Source organism: Gilliamella sp. B3127 (genome assembly GCF_026536935.1).
Lineage (GTDB): Bacteria > Pseudomonadota > Gammaproteobacteria > Enterobacterales > Orbaceae > Gilliamella > Gilliamella apicola_E.
Map to the genome: position 1 here is coordinate 640,496 of NZ_JAFNNI010000001.1, position 16,757 is coordinate 657,252.

Sequence of the window (16,757 nt, forward strand, 5' to 3'; positions counted from 1 at the left end):
GCTGTCTGTTAACTCATAATCCTTGTGAAATCTATCTTTGATTTTCATATTCACAAAATCTTTATTAGTCATAATCACCTCGAAAAAAGACCTCGCTTGGAGGGCATAGGATGTAGCATTGCGCCGTCTTTCCGAGCTGTCAGTATTCATAAACTTGCTAGTAAATAATTTTGTGAATAACGTATTTGGCTGTATAGTGTGTTTTATTTATACACGAGAAACAGATATGAATATATTTAAGAGATTAGTTAAAGGCGAACTAAGCCTTGCAGTAACTTTTTGGGTGTTCGGTGTTTTATTTAGTGTGATTTTAATTGTAATTTACATTGCAACTACTTTTATACTCGATACATATCGTGTTTCAACATTGTTTAGAATTAGCATAATCTCATTTATTTATTCAATTAATTTTTTAAATTCGATTATGGTTCTCATTGGTATATTTAATCTATCAAAAAATAATGGAGTTACGTATTGGAGAGTGATAGCTTTTGTTGTCTGGTTATGCGCTACTGTATATTCAGTGTATGATGATAGTAGCGACATATTACATTTAGTTACGCAGTAGTCTGAAACCCTTTATACCAGTATTTATTAAAATTTAAATCCACACTAAAGCGCTATTATTCTAAGCAGGCAATTACAATAAGCTCCCTAATTATTAGGTCACCACTTGAGAGAAGTGACCACCATCAATTCTTTTCAAACTAGATATCTCTCACTGAAAGGCATTTAGTTTGATTGTATACCGCCTGTATTGAGTCACCGCCACAGTCCCGACGCATAGTTTAAAGTCGCGCCGTTCGACTATCAAATCAAAACCGCTGTACTTTCATATGCCCCAGCTAGCTACTTGAATCTTGTTAACTAGTTAAATAACTCGTAGTCTTGTTTAACTTTGTTGTTAAGTTGATTGGTTTTGATGTGATAATGATAACTTAGGTTATTAATTATGTCAATAATAAAAGTTATCAAATTTAAAATAAAGTTATCAAAGGTTGTTGTGTGAGGGGATCTTGATGGGTTAATGCTAGTCTTAGGTATGAAAAAACCGCCGAAGCGGTTATTGTTATATCTTCATTCTCAATCCAATATAGACGACTGCCACCAAACACGGCCTAAAATAGTTATTTCATCTTGAGACACTATTTCATCATCATAGCCAATGTTATAACTTTTGATTTTTATTTGATTGCCAGGCATTTTTTCTAAAATTTTTATTCTTAATAATCCATCGTGATTGATTGCATAGATTTTGCCATCTCTAACATATGTATCAGCTTGATCGATTGCTACTGTAGAACCATCTCTAAATACAGGTTCCATGCTGTCTCCATAGACAGTTAGACATACAGTGCATTCTTTATCAATGCCATATTTCCGCATAGTGGATTTGGATAAGCGCAATTTATATCCGTTATAATCCTCAATATCATCAGTGAAACCATCACCAGCGGCTAGCCGTACATCCTTATAAAATGGCACTTCAATCTCATCATCATCTAGCGGTGTTTTACTATCCCAATCTTCGATAGATCCTAATACTGTCGCATTAGATTTATTTTTGTTTACTTTGGCTTTACCAACACCTTTTGTTAGCCATATAGGATCAACGTTTAATGCGTTAGCGATTTCTAATATTTTTCGTGATGTACTGGATTTTCCTGAAAGCAATTTTTGAATAGCTGGTTGGCTAATTTTTACTTTCTCGGCTAGTTGATGCTGAGACAGCCCAGATTCCTTTAATGCTAAATTTAGTCTATCTGTAAATGTAGTCATAGTTTCTTCTCGGTTTATTGATTTGTTAATTATATAACTCAAGTTATCACCCATCAAATAACAATAGTTATTGATTTGTTTAATAACTTTGGTTATTATTGATAATAAATATTATTGCCAGGCTTAAAAGATAATAATTGAGAATGCTGCAAAAGCTATCCATATTTTAGGAAGTTAAAGGAGATAAAAAATCACTATCAGATTACACAAAAGGGAGGTATGGACACATTAAAAACTAAAGTCAATGCGTTCGAAACCTTACAACATTTGCAAGTGATAAAACAATCAATTCAGCACAAACATAAAATTTATCCGATTGTTAGATTAAAGGCATGTATCCACGATTTAATAAATTACCAAATAGTGACTGAAATTATTTATAAAAATGATAGCAATTTTGCTGAATATTTTTGAGGTAACACAATGAATATAGTTGAAATATTGAAATTAAAAGGAAGACCCAACGCCTATTATCCAAAAATGGCTAAGCCGTTAGGTGGTGTTAATGCAGCTGTTTTATTTTCTCAATTATTTTATTGGCAAGATAAAGCTATATCTGATTTAGGGGTGTATAAAACGCGCGATGAACTTGAGGAAGAAACTGGTTTATCTCACAACGAACAAAGAACTGCTATAAAAAAATTACAAGATAAGGGCGTTTTGATAATTACTGAAAAGCGATTAGATCATAAAACTTTTTACAAAATTGACAATAAAAAGGTCAATGAAATTTTAGCTAATTTCGCCAAAACTATTAATCATTTACCGCGAAATGAAGAAAGTAATCACCCCGAAGTAGACATCGTAGATTCCGGGGAGACTACAAAGTCGAGTTCATTATTTCAAGAGATTACAACAAAGACTATTACAGAGAATACTACAAATATTATTGCGGATAAACCTCAACCCCAAAAACGAGACTTCCCTAATGATTTTAAACCCAACGATCATCATCGAAACATAGCACTAAATGAAAATGTCAATTTGGATACTGAATTTATTAAGTTTAAAGATTATTGCTTGGCTAATGGGAAAAAATATATTGATTGGAACGCTGCATTTAATAATTGGCTACGTAATGCGGGGAACTATAAAAAATCGAATCACTCTCAATCTCAATCAAGATTTATGACTCTTGCAGAACGTAACCGAGCTGTCTTAGAGAGTATGAGGAGTTGATTATGGCAAAAATCTCAGATGGTTTTTTAGCAATTATTGGTGGACTTCTTGAACTCTACGGACAGCAAGCGAGTACAACTAAAATCAATATTTATTGGTCAACACTTAGTCAATACCCAATTGATTCATTGCGCAGAGCAGCCAATGTCTGGGTGCGTAAAAGTGAATTTATGCCGAAGCCTGCTGATTTAATTAATTTAATGGGTGGTCCTAATAACCATTTATCACCCGATGAGGCATGGGCAATCGCAATACTTGCTAGTGATGAAACTAATACTTTAGTTTGGACTAAGGAAATAGCAAAGGCATGGGCACAAGCTGAACTTGTTTATCGTAATGGCGACAAAATTGGAGCAAGAAGAACTTTTATCGAAGCTTATGGACGTTTAGTTAACTCATCAATGATGAATGGTAAAAATGTAGAGGTATTTGTATCACTTGGTAGCGATAAAACAAAACGTGCTGATGCAATTAATCGTGCTGTTTTCATTGGTTTATTAACACCAGAAAAAGCTAATTGCTATTTGCCAAAACCAGAAAACACGATCGCAATGCTTGAGTTTAAAGATGATCAAGTTTCAGCAAAGAGTATGGAGCATATCGCTAACATTAAAGAGATGTTAAAAAAAAGCAGAACTTGTATTAAAGCTAATTAGCCTTTGTTAATAGCGACTCTATTAGATGTTCAACAAAATAGTAATAGGTTGTGTATTAGGATTAACAACAAATGTAGCAAAAAATAAATATAAATCTGTAAAGCAAGTCAATAAAAGAAATATTCTGAACAAAGTAAGCAAATCGAAGGGATTAATACTGAAATGAATTACAAAACAACGGCAAAAGTGAACGAAGATTGGCAAAGTAGGGAGAGAGTAATGAGAGAAACTAAAGATATTTTAACTGCCTGGAAAAATACGCGTATATTGAAAAGAATTGGAACTGAATATCCTTCAAAATCGACTGTTTTTTTGGGAGCACCAACAGATGTTGATTATCGCCAATATTTAACAGAAGATGAAGCTGAAATTGTTGATAATGCGGTACTGATTTTAAAAAATGACAATTATTCTCAATGGATTGTATTGACCGCATATTATCTGCGAGGTGTTTCGTGTAACTCGCAGGCAAAAGCAATTGGGAAGCGTCCACACGATATCATTAATTTATTGAATCAAGCCGAGATGTTTATAAGAGGAAATATTTATCAATATTTTAAAAAAGTTGCTTAACCGCTTGACTTTGCGCAAATGCGCATATATAATAAGGTAAAAATGCGGTTTAGAACGCATATAGTTAAACCCAGCTAATTAGTTGGGTTTTTTTATATCTATATTATTCTGTTTTTTCTAGAAAAATAATAATCAACACGCTAGCTACTAGCTTAATTCTTTTTTTGCCAACCTCATTTGATGAAATACTCAATGTGATTTTATTTCTGTTGTAGCTATTTCAATTTATTTTTGTTTACTATTTTTTTTATATCAATATTTTGACTATTTGCTCATCACTGAATCGATAGCAATGCTAGACTCACCCATAACTCACATTCAGCTAGTATGCTGCCACTCATAATTAATAAGAAGATTTAAATATGCCAATAAAAGACCCTAACAACGTCAATTGGACTGTTGTTGTGTATTTATTTTTTGTTACTTTGCTTGGTTCTCTATCAAGTTATTGCTATCAGTTCCTAAATGGAAATAAATTTAATATTGGGGTGCTGTTTGCGCAAATATTTATATCGATATTTGCTGGAACGCTTGTTGTATTAGCCGCAAGTTATTTTAATTGGGACTTTGAGTTAGCAGGAGGTATAGCTGGCTTAGCTGGATGGTCAGGTGCAGCGTTAATCAAGGCGTTAGAAGAACGATTAATAAGAAAAGCCAAAGGAGATGATTAATGAAATTAACTGAACATTTCACGCTAGAAGAATTTACACGTTCATTAACTGCTAGTCGTTTAAAAATTGATAATTCAGTACCCCAAAATTTAATGCCAAATGTGCAGTTAACAGCCATAAAGCTAGAACTTGTTAGAAAAGCATTAGATAAACCAATTATTATCACATCTGGATATCGCTGTCCTGCATTAAATGCAAGAGTAGGCGGAGTCTCAACAAGCGCTCATACTAAGGGCTTAGCGGTTGATTTTCGTTCATCATATGGTACCCCTAAAGAAATATGTCAAAGATTGATTGATGCTGGTGTTCAATTCGACAAACTTATCCAAGAGCATAATCAATGGGTACACATAGGATTTAGTCCTAACAATAACCGACAAATAGTATTAACAGCCGTTAAGCAAGGTGGTAAAACTATTTATAGGAGCGGTTTACTATGAATAATGAAAAGATATTGGGCATATCATTTATTATTATCACTTTTGCTATTTATTTTTGTTATAACAATTTTGAAGAAAAAAAACGATTAAAAAACGCTAATGCCGAGCTAACTAATCAAATTAACCAGCTAGAGCAAACCATATCTAGAAACAACCAAATCATCGCAGACAACGAATTATCAAAACGTGAACTAGTAAATCAATCACTAGAACGGCAGGAGCAAATTAATGAGCAACTCAAAGATAATGATTGTGCTAAGCAGTTTGTGCCTATGCCTGTTTCTGCAAGCTTGTACAACCGAGCGAAAGGTATACGTGAATCGACCTATAACAGCCAATCTATTAAGTGACTGTTTACCAAATTTACCACCTAATCCCATGACTTTTGGTGATAGCTTACGATATAACGAGCATTTATTAAATGTCATTGAGAAGTGTAATGCAGATAAAAGGGCAATAAGAAAGATGACTAATTAGAATTTTACTATAAATACGTAAGAAAAAAACATTAACAAATTTCCAGCAATTTTAGTATTAGATAATATCAATAAATAACAATTAATAAAAAAAATTTATGTGAATTATCGCGATAATAGATAAGAAAATCAAAAGGATTATGGCATTGTTTTTAAGCCCTATCATAGGGCACTAGCCTATTTTTAAATGTTAAACGAAAATACTGGAGGTATATATGATGCTAAATTTGTTTAATCATCATTTGAAAATTTTTTACAAATAGATATTTATGCTTCAACCTTACTTGAAGAAAATCATTAAAGAACAACTATATGAAAAACTAACACTAATAAAACCATTCATTATCATTAATATTAAGCTTGAAAAGTCTGATTTTATCATGCTGAATATAAAATATTATAATCAATAAACAATCAATCAATCTTACATTTTATGCCGCTCAACTGCGGTTTTTTTATTTTTGGAGAATTAATATGTCTGAAGCTCAAACACAAGTTCTAAGTGAATATACTAAAACAAAAGATATTGGATTTTTCGTCGGAAATGCGCCGTCACTTAAATTTATAACATCCGGAATGGCCAAATCAAGCCTTGAAGGGACTACGACCGATTATTCAATGACTGCCCCAGAAGGTGAAGAAATAGATGTTTCAACATTAGCATCAATTACAAAAGAAACAATAAGTGGTTTACCAGCAGAAGCGACGGTATCAATGAATGTTAATTTTGTTTTGGGTAATACTGGACAGAAAATTTTACGTAAATCATATGAAACTGGTGATAACTATCCATTCCAGATTAAATATGAAGATGGAAGTTCAATTGACTGGATTGCTCGTGTTACGAGTTATGAATTTAAAGGCGCTAAAAATGGTATTGTAACAGGCTCTTTTTCATTTAAAGTTAAAGGTAAATTTGAATTTACTGAACCAACCTCATCAACACGAACAACGGAGAATAAATAATGAATCTTAGAAAAGTCGCTATTGCTAAGAATTGTGGTTATCGCACCACATCATTTACGGTTCCTGAATGGAAAAGTGAGGTGTTTGTGCGTGAACCGCTTCATCTTGATTTCGCACGTTATATTAAAACTATTGAATCAATTAATGAAAACAAAAAAACATCTGTTCGAGAAAAAGATATCTTGAAAATTAAAGCTGAGGCAGAACTTTTCGCATCGGTTTATATTGATGAAAAAGGTGATCCAGTTTTTAACAAAGACGTTGATATTGAGAGTTTAGTAAAAAACTACGGTCCAATTCATACACGTATTGTAAATAAATCAATTGATCTAATTGGGTTATCTGAAAAACCCATTGAGGAAGCAGAAAAAAAGTAAGTTCAGACTCTGAACTTTTTTTCAAACTTAAACTTGCTCTCAGGCTCGGTAAAACACTTGCCGAGCTTGAGAAATCACTTTCATCTAGTGAATTTTATTATTGGGTTGCATTTGATAGATTAAATCCAATAGGTGATGAGCGACATGACTGGCACTCTGCACAAATCACATCAGCTGTTTATCGTTCTCAGGGAGCTAAAGTTGATTTTGAAGACTGTTTGATGAAATTCAGAGAAGAAAAGAAAGAGCCTATCAGTATGTTTGAGGCTATATCTAAATTATTAGGGAAATAAAGATGGCAAAATTGCAAGAATTAGCAATACGAATTACCGCCGACTCATCATCATATCAACGAGAAATGAATCGGGCATTAATTATAGGTAAGGGTTATTACAAAACAATGGAAGACCGGTCAAAATGTTTTGATATATACATTGCTAATAATAATCGCTCAATTCAAGCAATGAATACCCAATTAACTCATTTAAAATCGTCTGCGTTGAAAGTAGCTGCTGCTTATATTGGTAGTTTTGACTTTACTAGTGTTATAAATATGGCCGATAACTGGGGGCAGGCTGCTGCTCGCGTCAAAATGGCTATTACTTCAGTAGAAGGGTCTGCTGATAGTTACAACCTAGTTCAAGATAGATTACTTGAAATAAGCAATCGTAATGCTAAATCAATAAGTGATTCGCAAGAATTATATGTATCTACCGCATCATCAATGCATGATTTAGGTTATAGCACAGAACAGACACTTGATTTTATCGAGGCGATGTCAAACAGCTATACTTTAAATGCTACAGGAGCAGATAAAGTTAAAACAAACATCGACGCCATAACAAATTCAATGATAACAGGTCGAGTTAGCAGTAAACAGTGGGAATCACTAATGTTATCAACGCCTAATATTGTTAATGAGTTATCTAAATCAACAGGTTGGGCAGAAAAGTCAGTCATACAGTTAGGTTCAAATGGTCAAATTTCAATGCGTCAATTAGCAGATGCAATGATAGCAGCAAAAGATCGGACTGGTGAACTTGTTGATGGGATGGGGAATACTGTCAAAGATGGTTTTACTCAGCTATCAAATAACTTTAATGTATTAATTGGTAATTTAAACAGTAGTGTAGGTTTTACACAGAGAGTTGCTGGTGGCTTAAAGCTTGTCGCTGATAATATTGATTTAGTATCAGGAGCTGGGGCGGCTTTTGTTGGTATTGGCCTATCACGATATTTTGGACGTTTATCTGAATCTATAGTCAATGCAACAAAAACGACTTTAGGAAATATAACTGCGCAAATATCAAATGCACAAGCAGAATTATCTGCAGCCAAAAGTTTGCAATTAAAAGCGGTTGCTGAAGTAAACGCTGCAAGATTTGAGGCTCAACGTGCTGTTGGTTTAAAAGCAAATTTAATTGCTCAAAACAATTTAACAGCAGCTATTAATCGTCAAACTCAGGCTAATGCAGCATTAGCTGCATCACAAGCGAATCTAAATGCACTGACAAGTAAATTTGGTCTGCTGTCTCGTGTCGGTAGCGGTTTGCTTGGGCTTTTAGGTGGTCCGGTAGGTTTAGCTACTACACTGTTGTCGGTTGGTGCCGGTTTTTTAATGATGGGCGATGGTGCTGATAAAGCTAAAAAACCGATTGAAGAGTTACAGTTACCTGTCGATCAGCTGCTTGCTAAATATAAAGAGCTTGATAAATCTCGCCAATTGGCTATAACGACAGGGTTAGAAACTGAGATCTCAGCAAATTTGAATGATATCGGCATAGATATTGACGATATTAAAGATAAAATTCAAGATAATTTGTCTGAAATCATCATGGCTGCAGATTTTTCTAGCGCGATTGTATATTTATCTCCATCAAATAAAAAAGCTATTGATGAATATATACAACAAATTGACGTCCTAAAAAACAAAGTAAAAAATGGAGAAATAACAACATCAGAATTTGGTGAAAGTTTATATGATGCAGGGCAAAAATTAATAGCAACAGCGAGTGGAGGTAAAGAGCTTGAGCAAGCAATTGGTTTATTAACCTCTGGATTATTAAAGAACATACAAAAACTAGCAGAAAATAAAGAAAAATTAGATGCAACAAAGAAAGCATCTGAAGATGCAGAAGCAGGAATAAAGAAGCTTGATATTGCTGATTTCCCAAATTTAGAAAACCAACTCGGTGTGCTCAACCAAGAGCTTGAAGTAAATAAATTAAAAGCAGATAAAAATGGAGAAACCGCTTATGTGTTGGCAGGATTACAACGCGCAGCCGGTGATGCTGCACTTGAACACGCAACAGCTTTAAGTGCATTAGCGAAAGGAGCGGATTTATCCGGTCAAATGGAAGATTCGTTGCTCCAAAAACTAACTTTATTGGTTCAAAAATTACGAGAAAATTATAAAGAACAAGAGAAATTAGCACAAAAAAAAACTGGCAAAAGCACGGTTGATATTTATAAAAATCAACTTGATCGGCTTAATAATCAGATCAACGCTTACACTGATATTACCGAATTGCAAAAGGTCCGTCGTCAGATAGCTGAGGGTGAACTAAGTAAACTATCTGAAATTCAGAAAACAACGTTAGAAACAAAAGCTGCTGAACTTGATCGACTTAACGCACAAAAAGAATATAAATCAATTCTTGATTCGTTGCGTAGCCCCGCTGAGCAACAACTTGATACATATAAAGAGCAATTAAGTATTGCCGAAAAAGCTAATTTGTCACTTAAAGAACGTGAAGAATTACTTGATAAAATGTTCAACAAATCCGCGGAATCAGTGCCAACTTTCGGTTATAACAATTCTTATAATGGGATTGGTAGCGATTTATTGAACGTTGCAGAAGATGATAAAAAGCTTCAAGATTGGCATAATCAACAATTAAAATTATTCGATGATTTATTGAAAGAAAAGAAAATAAAACAACAAGAATATGCTGATGCTATTGTTAAGATTGAAGAGAAAATGCAGAAAAAACAGAATGATATTCAAGATGCATATACATTGGCAACATTAGGTACATTTTCATCATTAACTGGATCAATTGCTGAAATGTTCAAAGAGACTGCAGGAGAATCGTCAACGGCTTATAAAGTAATGTTTATTGCTAGTAAAGCGTCTGCTATTGCGCAAGCAACAATAAGTACTCTTGTTGCAGCAAATAAAGCTCGGGAATTGGGGGAACCGTACGGTGAAATTATGGCTAATGTTGTCATGGGGCTGGGAATGACAAATGTTGGGCTAATCGCAGCACAAACCATTTCAGGTATGGCACATAGTGGTATTGACAGCATTCCATGTGAGGGTACGTGGTTATTAAATAAAGGTGAACGTGTTGTAGACGCTAGAACAAACGCAGATTTAAAAGATTTCTTGCAAACATCAAGTAAATCAGGCAGTAATATAACTGTCAATGTGCCCGTTAATATTGGTGATAGAGGTTTATCTGATGCGGAAGGAAAACAATTAGGTAAAAGTATAAAGGAAGCCATCCGTTTGCAAATCCAATATGAGCGGCGACCAGGAGGGCTACTAAATAAACGTTGATTTAATAGTTTAAATTTCATGCCATATTACTAACATTTTAAATAAAATTAATGGCATGAAAAAGATTATTTTGATTAGCGTAATTGGTATTGCTTTGGATGATTGAGGTAAAAAACTTGCCCAGATATAGTTACAGACGCTTGGGACCAAGCTCAATATATAGTCAAATCAGGATTAAAACACCTTCTACAGCGGATTTTCCATATCCAGGAAAAAGCGGTTTATTGATATTGGCGAACTTGATGGAGAGTGCCATTATTACATCGGGGGCGATGTTGATGCTTAAAATAGCTTTGGTGGCATTATTAGGAATCGTTATTCAATGAGCCTTAAGTACAATATATCTACAGAAAAATGGGTTTACGAAAATTTAGAAATAAAATTAAAAGACTATTATAAAAATCAAACCACCTTTGGGTGGTTTTTTATTGCCTGGAGAAAATTATGGAAACATTTCATTGGCAAGTTGCTCCAAACATGAGTGAAAAAGCCGAGCCGAAAATAAAAACCATTAAGCTTGGAGACGGCTACGAGCAACGAATTAAAGATGGTATCAACAACGATTTACGCTCTTACAATGTCACGCTAAAAGTTGCGCGAGAAGATGCGCATCACATTAATGATTTTTTAACACGTCATGGTGGATTGTATGCATTTAAATGGCGAGAGGTTAACACGAACCGATTAATAACAGTTAAATGCTCATCTTGGACATCTAACGTTATGAACACAGTAACAACAATAACCGCGACATTTGAGGAGGTAGTAGCATGATACCAAAAAAAATGCTAATTGATATAACCAAAATTGCACAAGATGCGATTATTGATTTATACGAAGTCGATTTAACTAAAATCGTTGGCAATAAAACGATATTTCGATTTCACAATGGCGTTAACGACTTGAGACAACCGATAACTTGGCAGGGTAATGTCTATGAACCTTATCCCATAAAAGTGGAAGGTTTTGAGAAGAGTGGGCAGGGTGTAAGCAATCGTCCAACTATGAGTGTTAGTAATGCTATGGGCTTTATTACGGGCTTAGTTTCTGATTTTGACGGCTTACTTGGCGCAATTGTCACACGTCACGAAGTGCATGTTAAATACTTAGACGCGGTGAATTTTGAGAACGGTAATCAATATGCCGATCCATTTTGTGAAATCGTTTCAAATTATGTTATTGAACAAGTCAAACAACAAAACTCAATGGTGGTTACATTTGAATTAGCGTTACCGTGTGAGTCTGATGGCGCATTAATTCCTGCTCGTGTAATTATTGCTAATACCTGTAGCTGGATATATCGCTCGTCTGAGTGCGGTTATACCGGTGGACCTGTAGCAGATGAATTTGATAAGCCGACTAACGACATCACTAAAGATAAATGTAGCCGTTGCCTAAATGGCTGTAAGCTTCGTTTTGGCCAATACGGTATTCTTCCATTCGGTGGTTTTCCAGCTGCCGCTAAAGTCTCTTAATTAATTATGAAAACACAGATATTTAATCACGCTAAACAATGCGGTGAGGCTGAGTGTTGCGGATTTGTTATTGATAATAAAACTTACCTGCCTTGCAATAACATCTCACCTACACCAACCGAAACATTCGAAATAGCAACCGAGGATTGGATAAAAACGGAAGAAAGTGGCGTTATAACAGCTGTAGTTCACTCTCACCCAAATGGTTTGCCTATCCTGAGTGAAGCTGACCAGTTTTATCAGCAACAAACAGGATTAGACTGGTGGTTGGTTTGCAACAATAAAATTCACAAATTCAGGTGTATCAAGCCATTACTTGGGCGTGAATTTAATCACGGTGAGATCGACTGCCTTACATTGGTGCGAGATGCGTACATGTTAACCGGCATCAATTTACCCGATTATGAGCGTCAAGACGACTGGTGGCACAAAGGAAAAAACCTTTACTTGGATTTATTGCCTAAAAATGAGTTTAAACAGGTTGAGGATATTCAAGAGGGCGATGTCATCTTGGTTTGTCTTGGTTCAACAATACCAAATCATGCTGCTATCTATATTGGTAAACAATTTATTTTGCATCATTGTCCAAACCGTCTCTCTAAACGAGATTTATATGACGGATTTTGGCTTAAGTACACACATTCAGTTTGGAGACATAAACAATGGCAATCATTCGCTTTTACGGCAATCTTAAACAATATGGCGATAAGTTCAATATGAGCGTTGAAACAGCATCAGAGGCATTGAATGGCTTATATTGCCAGATAAAAGGCTTGAAAAAGCAGATTATAGATGGCTATTTCCGAGTCCGGATTAACGGCGTAGATATGGATGAGGACAATTTACAGTTTGGTCTGCATAGCCGAATACCACAAGATGCCGTTATCCATATTGTACCTAAAACAGAGGGTGCAAAAGGTGGGGCGTTCAGCTTTATTGCTGGTGCGGTGATGTTTGTTGTCGGGGCTATTTTTTACTGGACTCCCGTGGGTTACCCATTAATGGCATCAGGCTTGGGTATGATGATTGGCGGTGTTGCACAGATGCTAACAAAATTACCAAAGACCGATAAGCTAGTAGGCGATAAAAACAATAACACTTATTTTTCAAACTTAGATAACACAATAGGGCAAGGTGCACCGGTACCACTTTGCTATGGATTAACAAAAATCGGCTCTAAAGTCTTATCACAAGGGCTTGAAACACTAGATGAATAAATAAAATAGATTAAAAACATCGACACCAATTCCATGGGGTGAAGTCTTAAAAGGAAAGAAAAATGGGTAAAGGTTCAAAAAAATCAAAAACACCAAAGGAAGCTCAAGATAACCTAAAATCCCGCCAACAATTAAGCATTATTGATTTATTATGCGAAGGGCAGATAGAGGGGCCAGTAAACGGACTACAAAGCGTATTATTAAATGATACACCAATTCAAGCTCCAGATGGTTCATATAATTTCAATGGTGTTGAAGTAGAATGGACGGCAGGTATTCAGTCACAAGCTCCTCTTGAGGGGTTTCCAGCAACAGAAAACGAAGTGCCAGTAAACTTAGAAGTAAAAGCAACAGCGCCAATCGTGCGAACCATTACTGATCCTAATGTTGATAGGATACGTATAACTGTTGGTGTACAATCGTTAAGCTCAACAGACAATAAGGGCAACATAAATAGAACATCAGTATCAATGGAAGTTCAAATAGGTGTCGATGACGTATGGAAAACAGCAAAAAAAGTTGATTTAATCGATAAAAAAACACGCTCACAATATTTAACTTCTGTCATTTTAGATGATTTACCACAAAAACCGTTTAATATTCGAGTTGTGCGCAAGACCCCAGATAGCGCATCATCATTGTTAGTTAATAATACGCTATGGAGTTCATACACCGAAATCTATGATACTAAATTTTCATATCCGAATACGGCTGTTGTTGGCTTGAAGTTTGATTCATCGCAGTTCAGTGGTGTACCACGCCGAAATTATCTTATTAAAGGGATGATAGTTAAAGTACCCGACAACTACGACCCAAATATACGAGAGTATAAAGGCTTTTGGTCGGGTAATTTTAAGCTTGCTTGGACCAACAATCCAGCTTGGATATTTTACGATATTTTGACTAACCTACGTTACGGAATGGGTAATCGAATCGGTCAATTTGGTGTTGATAAATTTGCACTATACACGATTGCTCAATATTGTGACCAGCTAGTTGACGACGGCTTTGGCGGTAAAGAGCCACGGTTTACCTGCAATTGCTACATTACTGAGCAACGGCAGGCGTACGATGTTATTCATGATTTATGCTCGATATTTCGGGCGATGCCAATTTGGGATGGAATGCATTATACAGCTGTCATGGATAGACCAAGCGATCCTGTGGCAATTTACGCAAATGCTAACGTGGTAGACGGGCAGTTCAACTATACTTCAGCATCGCAAAAATCAAGACATACGGCGGTGCATGTGCGTTATATTGACCCAAGTAATAACTGGGAAACAGCAACCGAATACGTTGCTGATGATGAGTTAATTAAACGATTTGGATTAAATGTAGAACAAATTGATGCGTTCGGCTGTACATCTCGAGGGCAAGCGCACAGGATTGGGAAATGGTTAATTCAAACTGAAAAATTAGAGACACAAACCGTTACCTTTAGCGTGGGGCGAGAAGGTATTCGTCACTTTCCGGGCGACATTATTGGTATTGCTGATAATGATTTTGCAGGTACCATAATCGGCGGGCGAATTTTAGAAACAAATGGTAGCACCATTACGTTAGATCGTGATATTGACATTAAAAATATGAAAAATGCATATATAAGTGTCACGGACACAAATATGAAGCTACAAAAAGTCAAAATTCAAGAACAAATTAAACCAAATCAGCTTGTTTTGTTGAATAGTGTTAATGTCGATGAGTATTCTGTCTGGGGCTTATATGACAATAAGATCAAACCACGATTATTTAAAGCATTGACGATTGCTGAAAATGATGATGGGACTTATTCTATTACTGCGCTACAACACGAGCCTAAGAAAGAAGAAATTGTTGATAACGGCGCTAAATTCGAAGCGGAAAACGGTAGTATTTTAGGCTGGTCAATTCCGCCCGTTGAGCAGTTACAAGCTGAAATTATACCCGAATCCGACCTATATCAAGCTCGTTTGTCATGGTTAACACCAAGAACGATTCAAAATCTGAAATTCGAAGTAAAAATCTATCGTGATGATAAATTAATTAGCCGTGAAACTGTTAATGATACTGAATATTATTTATCAGAATTACAACAAGGTAAGTTCAATGCAACAGTCAGAGGAGTAGCAGAAGATGGGCGGCTGGGCGATGAAACCACGATTGCATTTTCTATTTTACCTCCAGCTAAACCGTCAGGATTAGTACTCACGCCAAGTAGTTTTAATGTAGCAATTCGTCCAGTCATGACAGCGGTGTCCAGTCTAGGGACCCAATTCGAGTTCTACAAAGGCACAACTAAAGCCGAAGTCGAAGCAAAAACTAATTATCTTGGTCGAGCAATGACGCTTACTGATGTTGATTGTCAGCCTGATACTGATTATTGGTACGGCGTGAATGCGGTTAATGTAGTCGGCCGTTCTGATATTTTCATCGCTAACACTAAAACTTTAATTGCAGAAAATGGCGCAGGGGGATTATTTAGAATTCAAACACAGGACGGTAAATTCCCAACTAACAATGATGATGCTACTCAAATGTTTTATCGTGAATTTGGGTTTTATCCTGCCCGTGATACCACATTAATTATCTACTCATTAGACGGCGCAGGTAAAGTTGCTCACTCAGAAGCCAGGATGTATAACGGCGCACAATGGGTTGAGCCAGCGATGTTCTTGGATGGTGATTTAATTGCTACTGGTACTATGCGAGGCGATAGATTAATAGCGGGCACTGAAATTAGAGCACCGCAAATCACAGGCGGCAGGATGATAGCTGGTAGTGTTATTAGTGCAGGTACCCCCCCTGCTTTTGAGCTTTGGGAAGACGGTACGCTAAACGCAAGACGTGCTAACATCTCAGGTAACATTTATGCAAATTCAGGGCAATTAAACAATGTTGTGATTAATGAAAATTGTCAGATTCAGGGAAAATTGACAGCAATGCAAATTGTTGGCGACATTGTAAAAATGCACGTGTGTAAAAAAAATGGCTCTGTTACTATAGCACCTGAGCCATTTGACAGAGATTTATTTATTTTACCTTTTACGTTAATAGCGTATCAGAGACCTGATGATTCTCGCATATGGCATTACGGGGAAGTTGAAATATCTATATTCAATAACACTAATGGTAGGTTTGTTTTTATACAAAAAATTGAAACAACACGTTATAATCCTGTTGCTAGCAAAACATATTTTATTGTAATTCCAGCTCACGCAACATTTAGTGTTAGTATGCGCGAGAGCGATAAACATCATACAACGGGCATTCCCGACACCATTACGCTTATGACATTAAAAAAATAAAAAACCGCTACTAAAGCGGTTTTTTATTATCTGGAGAAATTAAAATTATGGCAAAAATTTCGGGAGTTTTAACCGACGGTGCAGGTAATGTTATCAACA

General features: G+C 35.7%; 15 protein-coding genes and 1 pseudogene. 15 read left to right on the top strand and 1 reads right to left on the bottom strand.

What is annotated here, in order from left to right:
• Positions 1 to 1,083 precede the first annotated feature (1,083 nt).
• Positions 1,084 to 1,779, bottom strand: coding sequence for an XRE family transcriptional regulator (locus J3U00_RS02945; protein ID WP_267331480.1), 696 nt, complete (start codon positions 1,777 to 1,779; stop codon positions 1,084 to 1,086).
• 219 nt (positions 1,780 to 1,998) lie between these two features.
• On the opposite strand from J3U00_RS02945, the gene J3U00_RS02950 reads away from it, so the two are divergent.
• From J3U00_RS02950 to J3U00_RS03020, 15 genes and pseudogenes are all read left to right on the top strand, one after another.
• A complete protein-coding gene (locus tag J3U00_RS02950) occupies positions 1,999 to 2,193 on the top strand; it encodes a hypothetical protein (RefSeq protein ID WP_065734438.1) in 195 nt (64 codons plus the stop codon).
• 9 nt (positions 2,194 to 2,202) lie between these two features.
• Positions 2,203 to 2,958, top strand: a complete 756-nt coding sequence (locus tag J3U00_RS02955; protein ID WP_267331481.1) for an Lrp/AsnC family transcriptional regulator — start codon at positions 2,203 to 2,205, stop codon at positions 2,956 to 2,958.
• Between the two features lie 2 nt (positions 2,959 to 2,960).
• A complete protein-coding gene (locus tag J3U00_RS02960) occupies positions 2,961 to 3,614 on the top strand; it encodes a hypothetical protein (RefSeq protein ID WP_267331482.1) in 654 nt (217 codons plus the stop codon).
• 162 nt (positions 3,615 to 3,776) lie between these two features.
• Complete coding sequence (locus J3U00_RS02965; RefSeq protein ID WP_267331483.1) at positions 3,777 to 4,187, top strand: antiterminator Q family protein; 411 nt, start codon at positions 3,777 to 3,779, stop codon at positions 4,185 to 4,187.
• Positions 4,188 to 4,549: 362 nt separating this feature from the next.
• Complete coding sequence (locus J3U00_RS02970; RefSeq protein ID WP_267330257.1) at positions 4,550 to 4,858, top strand: phage holin family protein; 309 nt, start codon at positions 4,550 to 4,552, stop codon at positions 4,856 to 4,858.
• Positions 4,858 to 5,298 carry a D-Ala-D-Ala carboxypeptidase family metallohydrolase gene (locus J3U00_RS02975; protein WP_267331484.1) on the top strand — a complete coding sequence of 147 codons (441 nt, stop codon included), beginning with the start codon at positions 4,858 to 4,860 and terminating at the stop codon, positions 5,296 to 5,298. The genes J3U00_RS02970 and J3U00_RS02975 overlap by 1 nt, the downstream gene beginning before the upstream one ends.
• Positions 5,295 to 5,648 (top strand): hypothetical protein, encoded by a 354-nt coding sequence (locus J3U00_RS02980; RefSeq protein ID WP_267331485.1) that lies wholly within the window; start codon positions 5,295 to 5,297, stop codon positions 5,646 to 5,648. Before J3U00_RS02975 ends, J3U00_RS02980 begins: the two co-directional genes overlap by 4 nt.
• A 600-nt stretch (positions 5,649 to 6,248) precedes the next feature.
• On the top strand, positions 6,249 to 6,740 hold the full coding sequence (locus tag J3U00_RS02985) for a phage tail tube protein (RefSeq protein ID WP_267330259.1): 492 nt from the start codon (positions 6,249 to 6,251) through the stop codon (positions 6,738 to 6,740).
• Positions 6,740 to 7,117: a phage tail assembly chaperone gene (locus tag J3U00_RS02990; RefSeq protein WP_267330260.1), complete on the top strand. Its 378-nt coding sequence runs from the start codon at positions 6,740 to 6,742 to the stop codon at positions 7,115 to 7,117. The genes J3U00_RS02985 and J3U00_RS02990 overlap by 1 nt, the downstream gene beginning before the upstream one ends.
• A 295-nt stretch (positions 7,118 to 7,412) precedes the next feature.
• Positions 7,413 to 10,679, top strand: a complete 3,267-nt coding sequence (locus J3U00_RS02995) for a tape measure protein (protein ID WP_267331486.1) — start codon at positions 7,413 to 7,415, stop codon at positions 10,677 to 10,679.
• A 444-nt stretch (positions 10,680 to 11,123) separates the two neighbouring features.
• A complete protein-coding gene (locus tag J3U00_RS03000; protein WP_267330262.1) occupies positions 11,124 to 11,453 on the top strand; it encodes a phage tail protein in 330 nt (109 codons plus the stop codon).
• Positions 11,450 to 12,154, top strand: a complete 705-nt coding sequence (locus J3U00_RS03005; protein ID WP_267330263.1) for a phage minor tail protein L — start codon at positions 11,450 to 11,452, stop codon at positions 12,152 to 12,154. Before J3U00_RS03000 ends, J3U00_RS03005 begins: the two co-directional genes overlap by 4 nt.
• 3 nt (positions 12,155 to 12,157) lie before the next feature.
• On the top strand, positions 12,158 to 12,874 hold the full coding sequence (locus tag J3U00_RS03010; RefSeq protein ID WP_267331498.1) for a C40 family peptidase: 717 nt from the start codon (positions 12,158 to 12,160) through the stop codon (positions 12,872 to 12,874).
• Positions 12,871 to 13,371, top strand: coding sequence for a hypothetical protein (locus J3U00_RS03015; protein WP_267331487.1), 501 nt, complete (start codon positions 12,871 to 12,873; stop codon positions 13,369 to 13,371). The genes J3U00_RS03010 and J3U00_RS03015 overlap by 4 nt, the downstream gene beginning before the upstream one ends.
• Positions 13,372 to 14,432: 1,061 nt before the next feature.
• Positions 14,433 to 16,658: pseudogene (locus tag J3U00_RS03020) on the top strand (phage tail tip protein); the annotation flags it as partial.
• Positions 16,659 to 16,757: the final 99 nt, after the last annotated feature.

Excerpts from the sequence above, each read along its gene's own strand:
- J3U00_RS02945 (WP_267331480.1), bottom strand. The coding sequence starts at position 1,779 with ATGACTACATTTACAGATAGACTAAATTTAGCATTAAAGGAATCTGGG.
- J3U00_RS02950 (WP_065734438.1), top strand. The coding sequence starts at position 1,999 with ATGGACACATTAAAAACTAAAGTCAATGCGTTCGAAACCTTACAACAT.
- J3U00_RS02955 (WP_267331481.1), top strand. The coding sequence starts at position 2,203 with ATGAATATAGTTGAAATATTGAAATTAAAAGGAAGACCCAACGCCTAT.
- J3U00_RS02960 (WP_267331482.1), top strand. The coding sequence starts at position 2,961 with ATGGCAAAAATCTCAGATGGTTTTTTAGCAATTATTGGTGGACTTCTT.
- J3U00_RS02965 (WP_267331483.1), top strand. The coding sequence starts at position 3,777 with ATGAATTACAAAACAACGGCAAAAGTGAACGAAGATTGGCAAAGTAGG.
- J3U00_RS02970 (WP_267330257.1), top strand. The coding sequence starts at position 4,550 with ATGCCAATAAAAGACCCTAACAACGTCAATTGGACTGTTGTTGTGTAT.
- J3U00_RS02975 (WP_267331484.1), top strand. The coding sequence starts at position 4,858 with ATGAAATTAACTGAACATTTCACGCTAGAAGAATTTACACGTTCATTA.
- J3U00_RS02980 (WP_267331485.1), top strand. The coding sequence starts at position 5,295 with ATGAATAATGAAAAGATATTGGGCATATCATTTATTATTATCACTTTT.
- J3U00_RS02985 (WP_267330259.1), top strand. The coding sequence starts at position 6,249 with ATGTCTGAAGCTCAAACACAAGTTCTAAGTGAATATACTAAAACAAAA.
- J3U00_RS02990 (WP_267330260.1), top strand. The coding sequence starts at position 6,740 with ATGAATCTTAGAAAAGTCGCTATTGCTAAGAATTGTGGTTATCGCACC.
- J3U00_RS02995 (WP_267331486.1), top strand. The coding sequence starts at position 7,413 with ATGGCAAAATTGCAAGAATTAGCAATACGAATTACCGCCGACTCATCA.
- J3U00_RS03000 (WP_267330262.1), top strand. The coding sequence starts at position 11,124 with ATGGAAACATTTCATTGGCAAGTTGCTCCAAACATGAGTGAAAAAGCC.
- J3U00_RS03005 (WP_267330263.1), top strand. The coding sequence starts at position 11,450 with ATGATACCAAAAAAAATGCTAATTGATATAACCAAAATTGCACAAGAT.
- J3U00_RS03015 (WP_267331487.1), top strand. The coding sequence starts at position 12,871 with ATGAGCGTTGAAACAGCATCAGAGGCATTGAATGGCTTATATTGCCAG.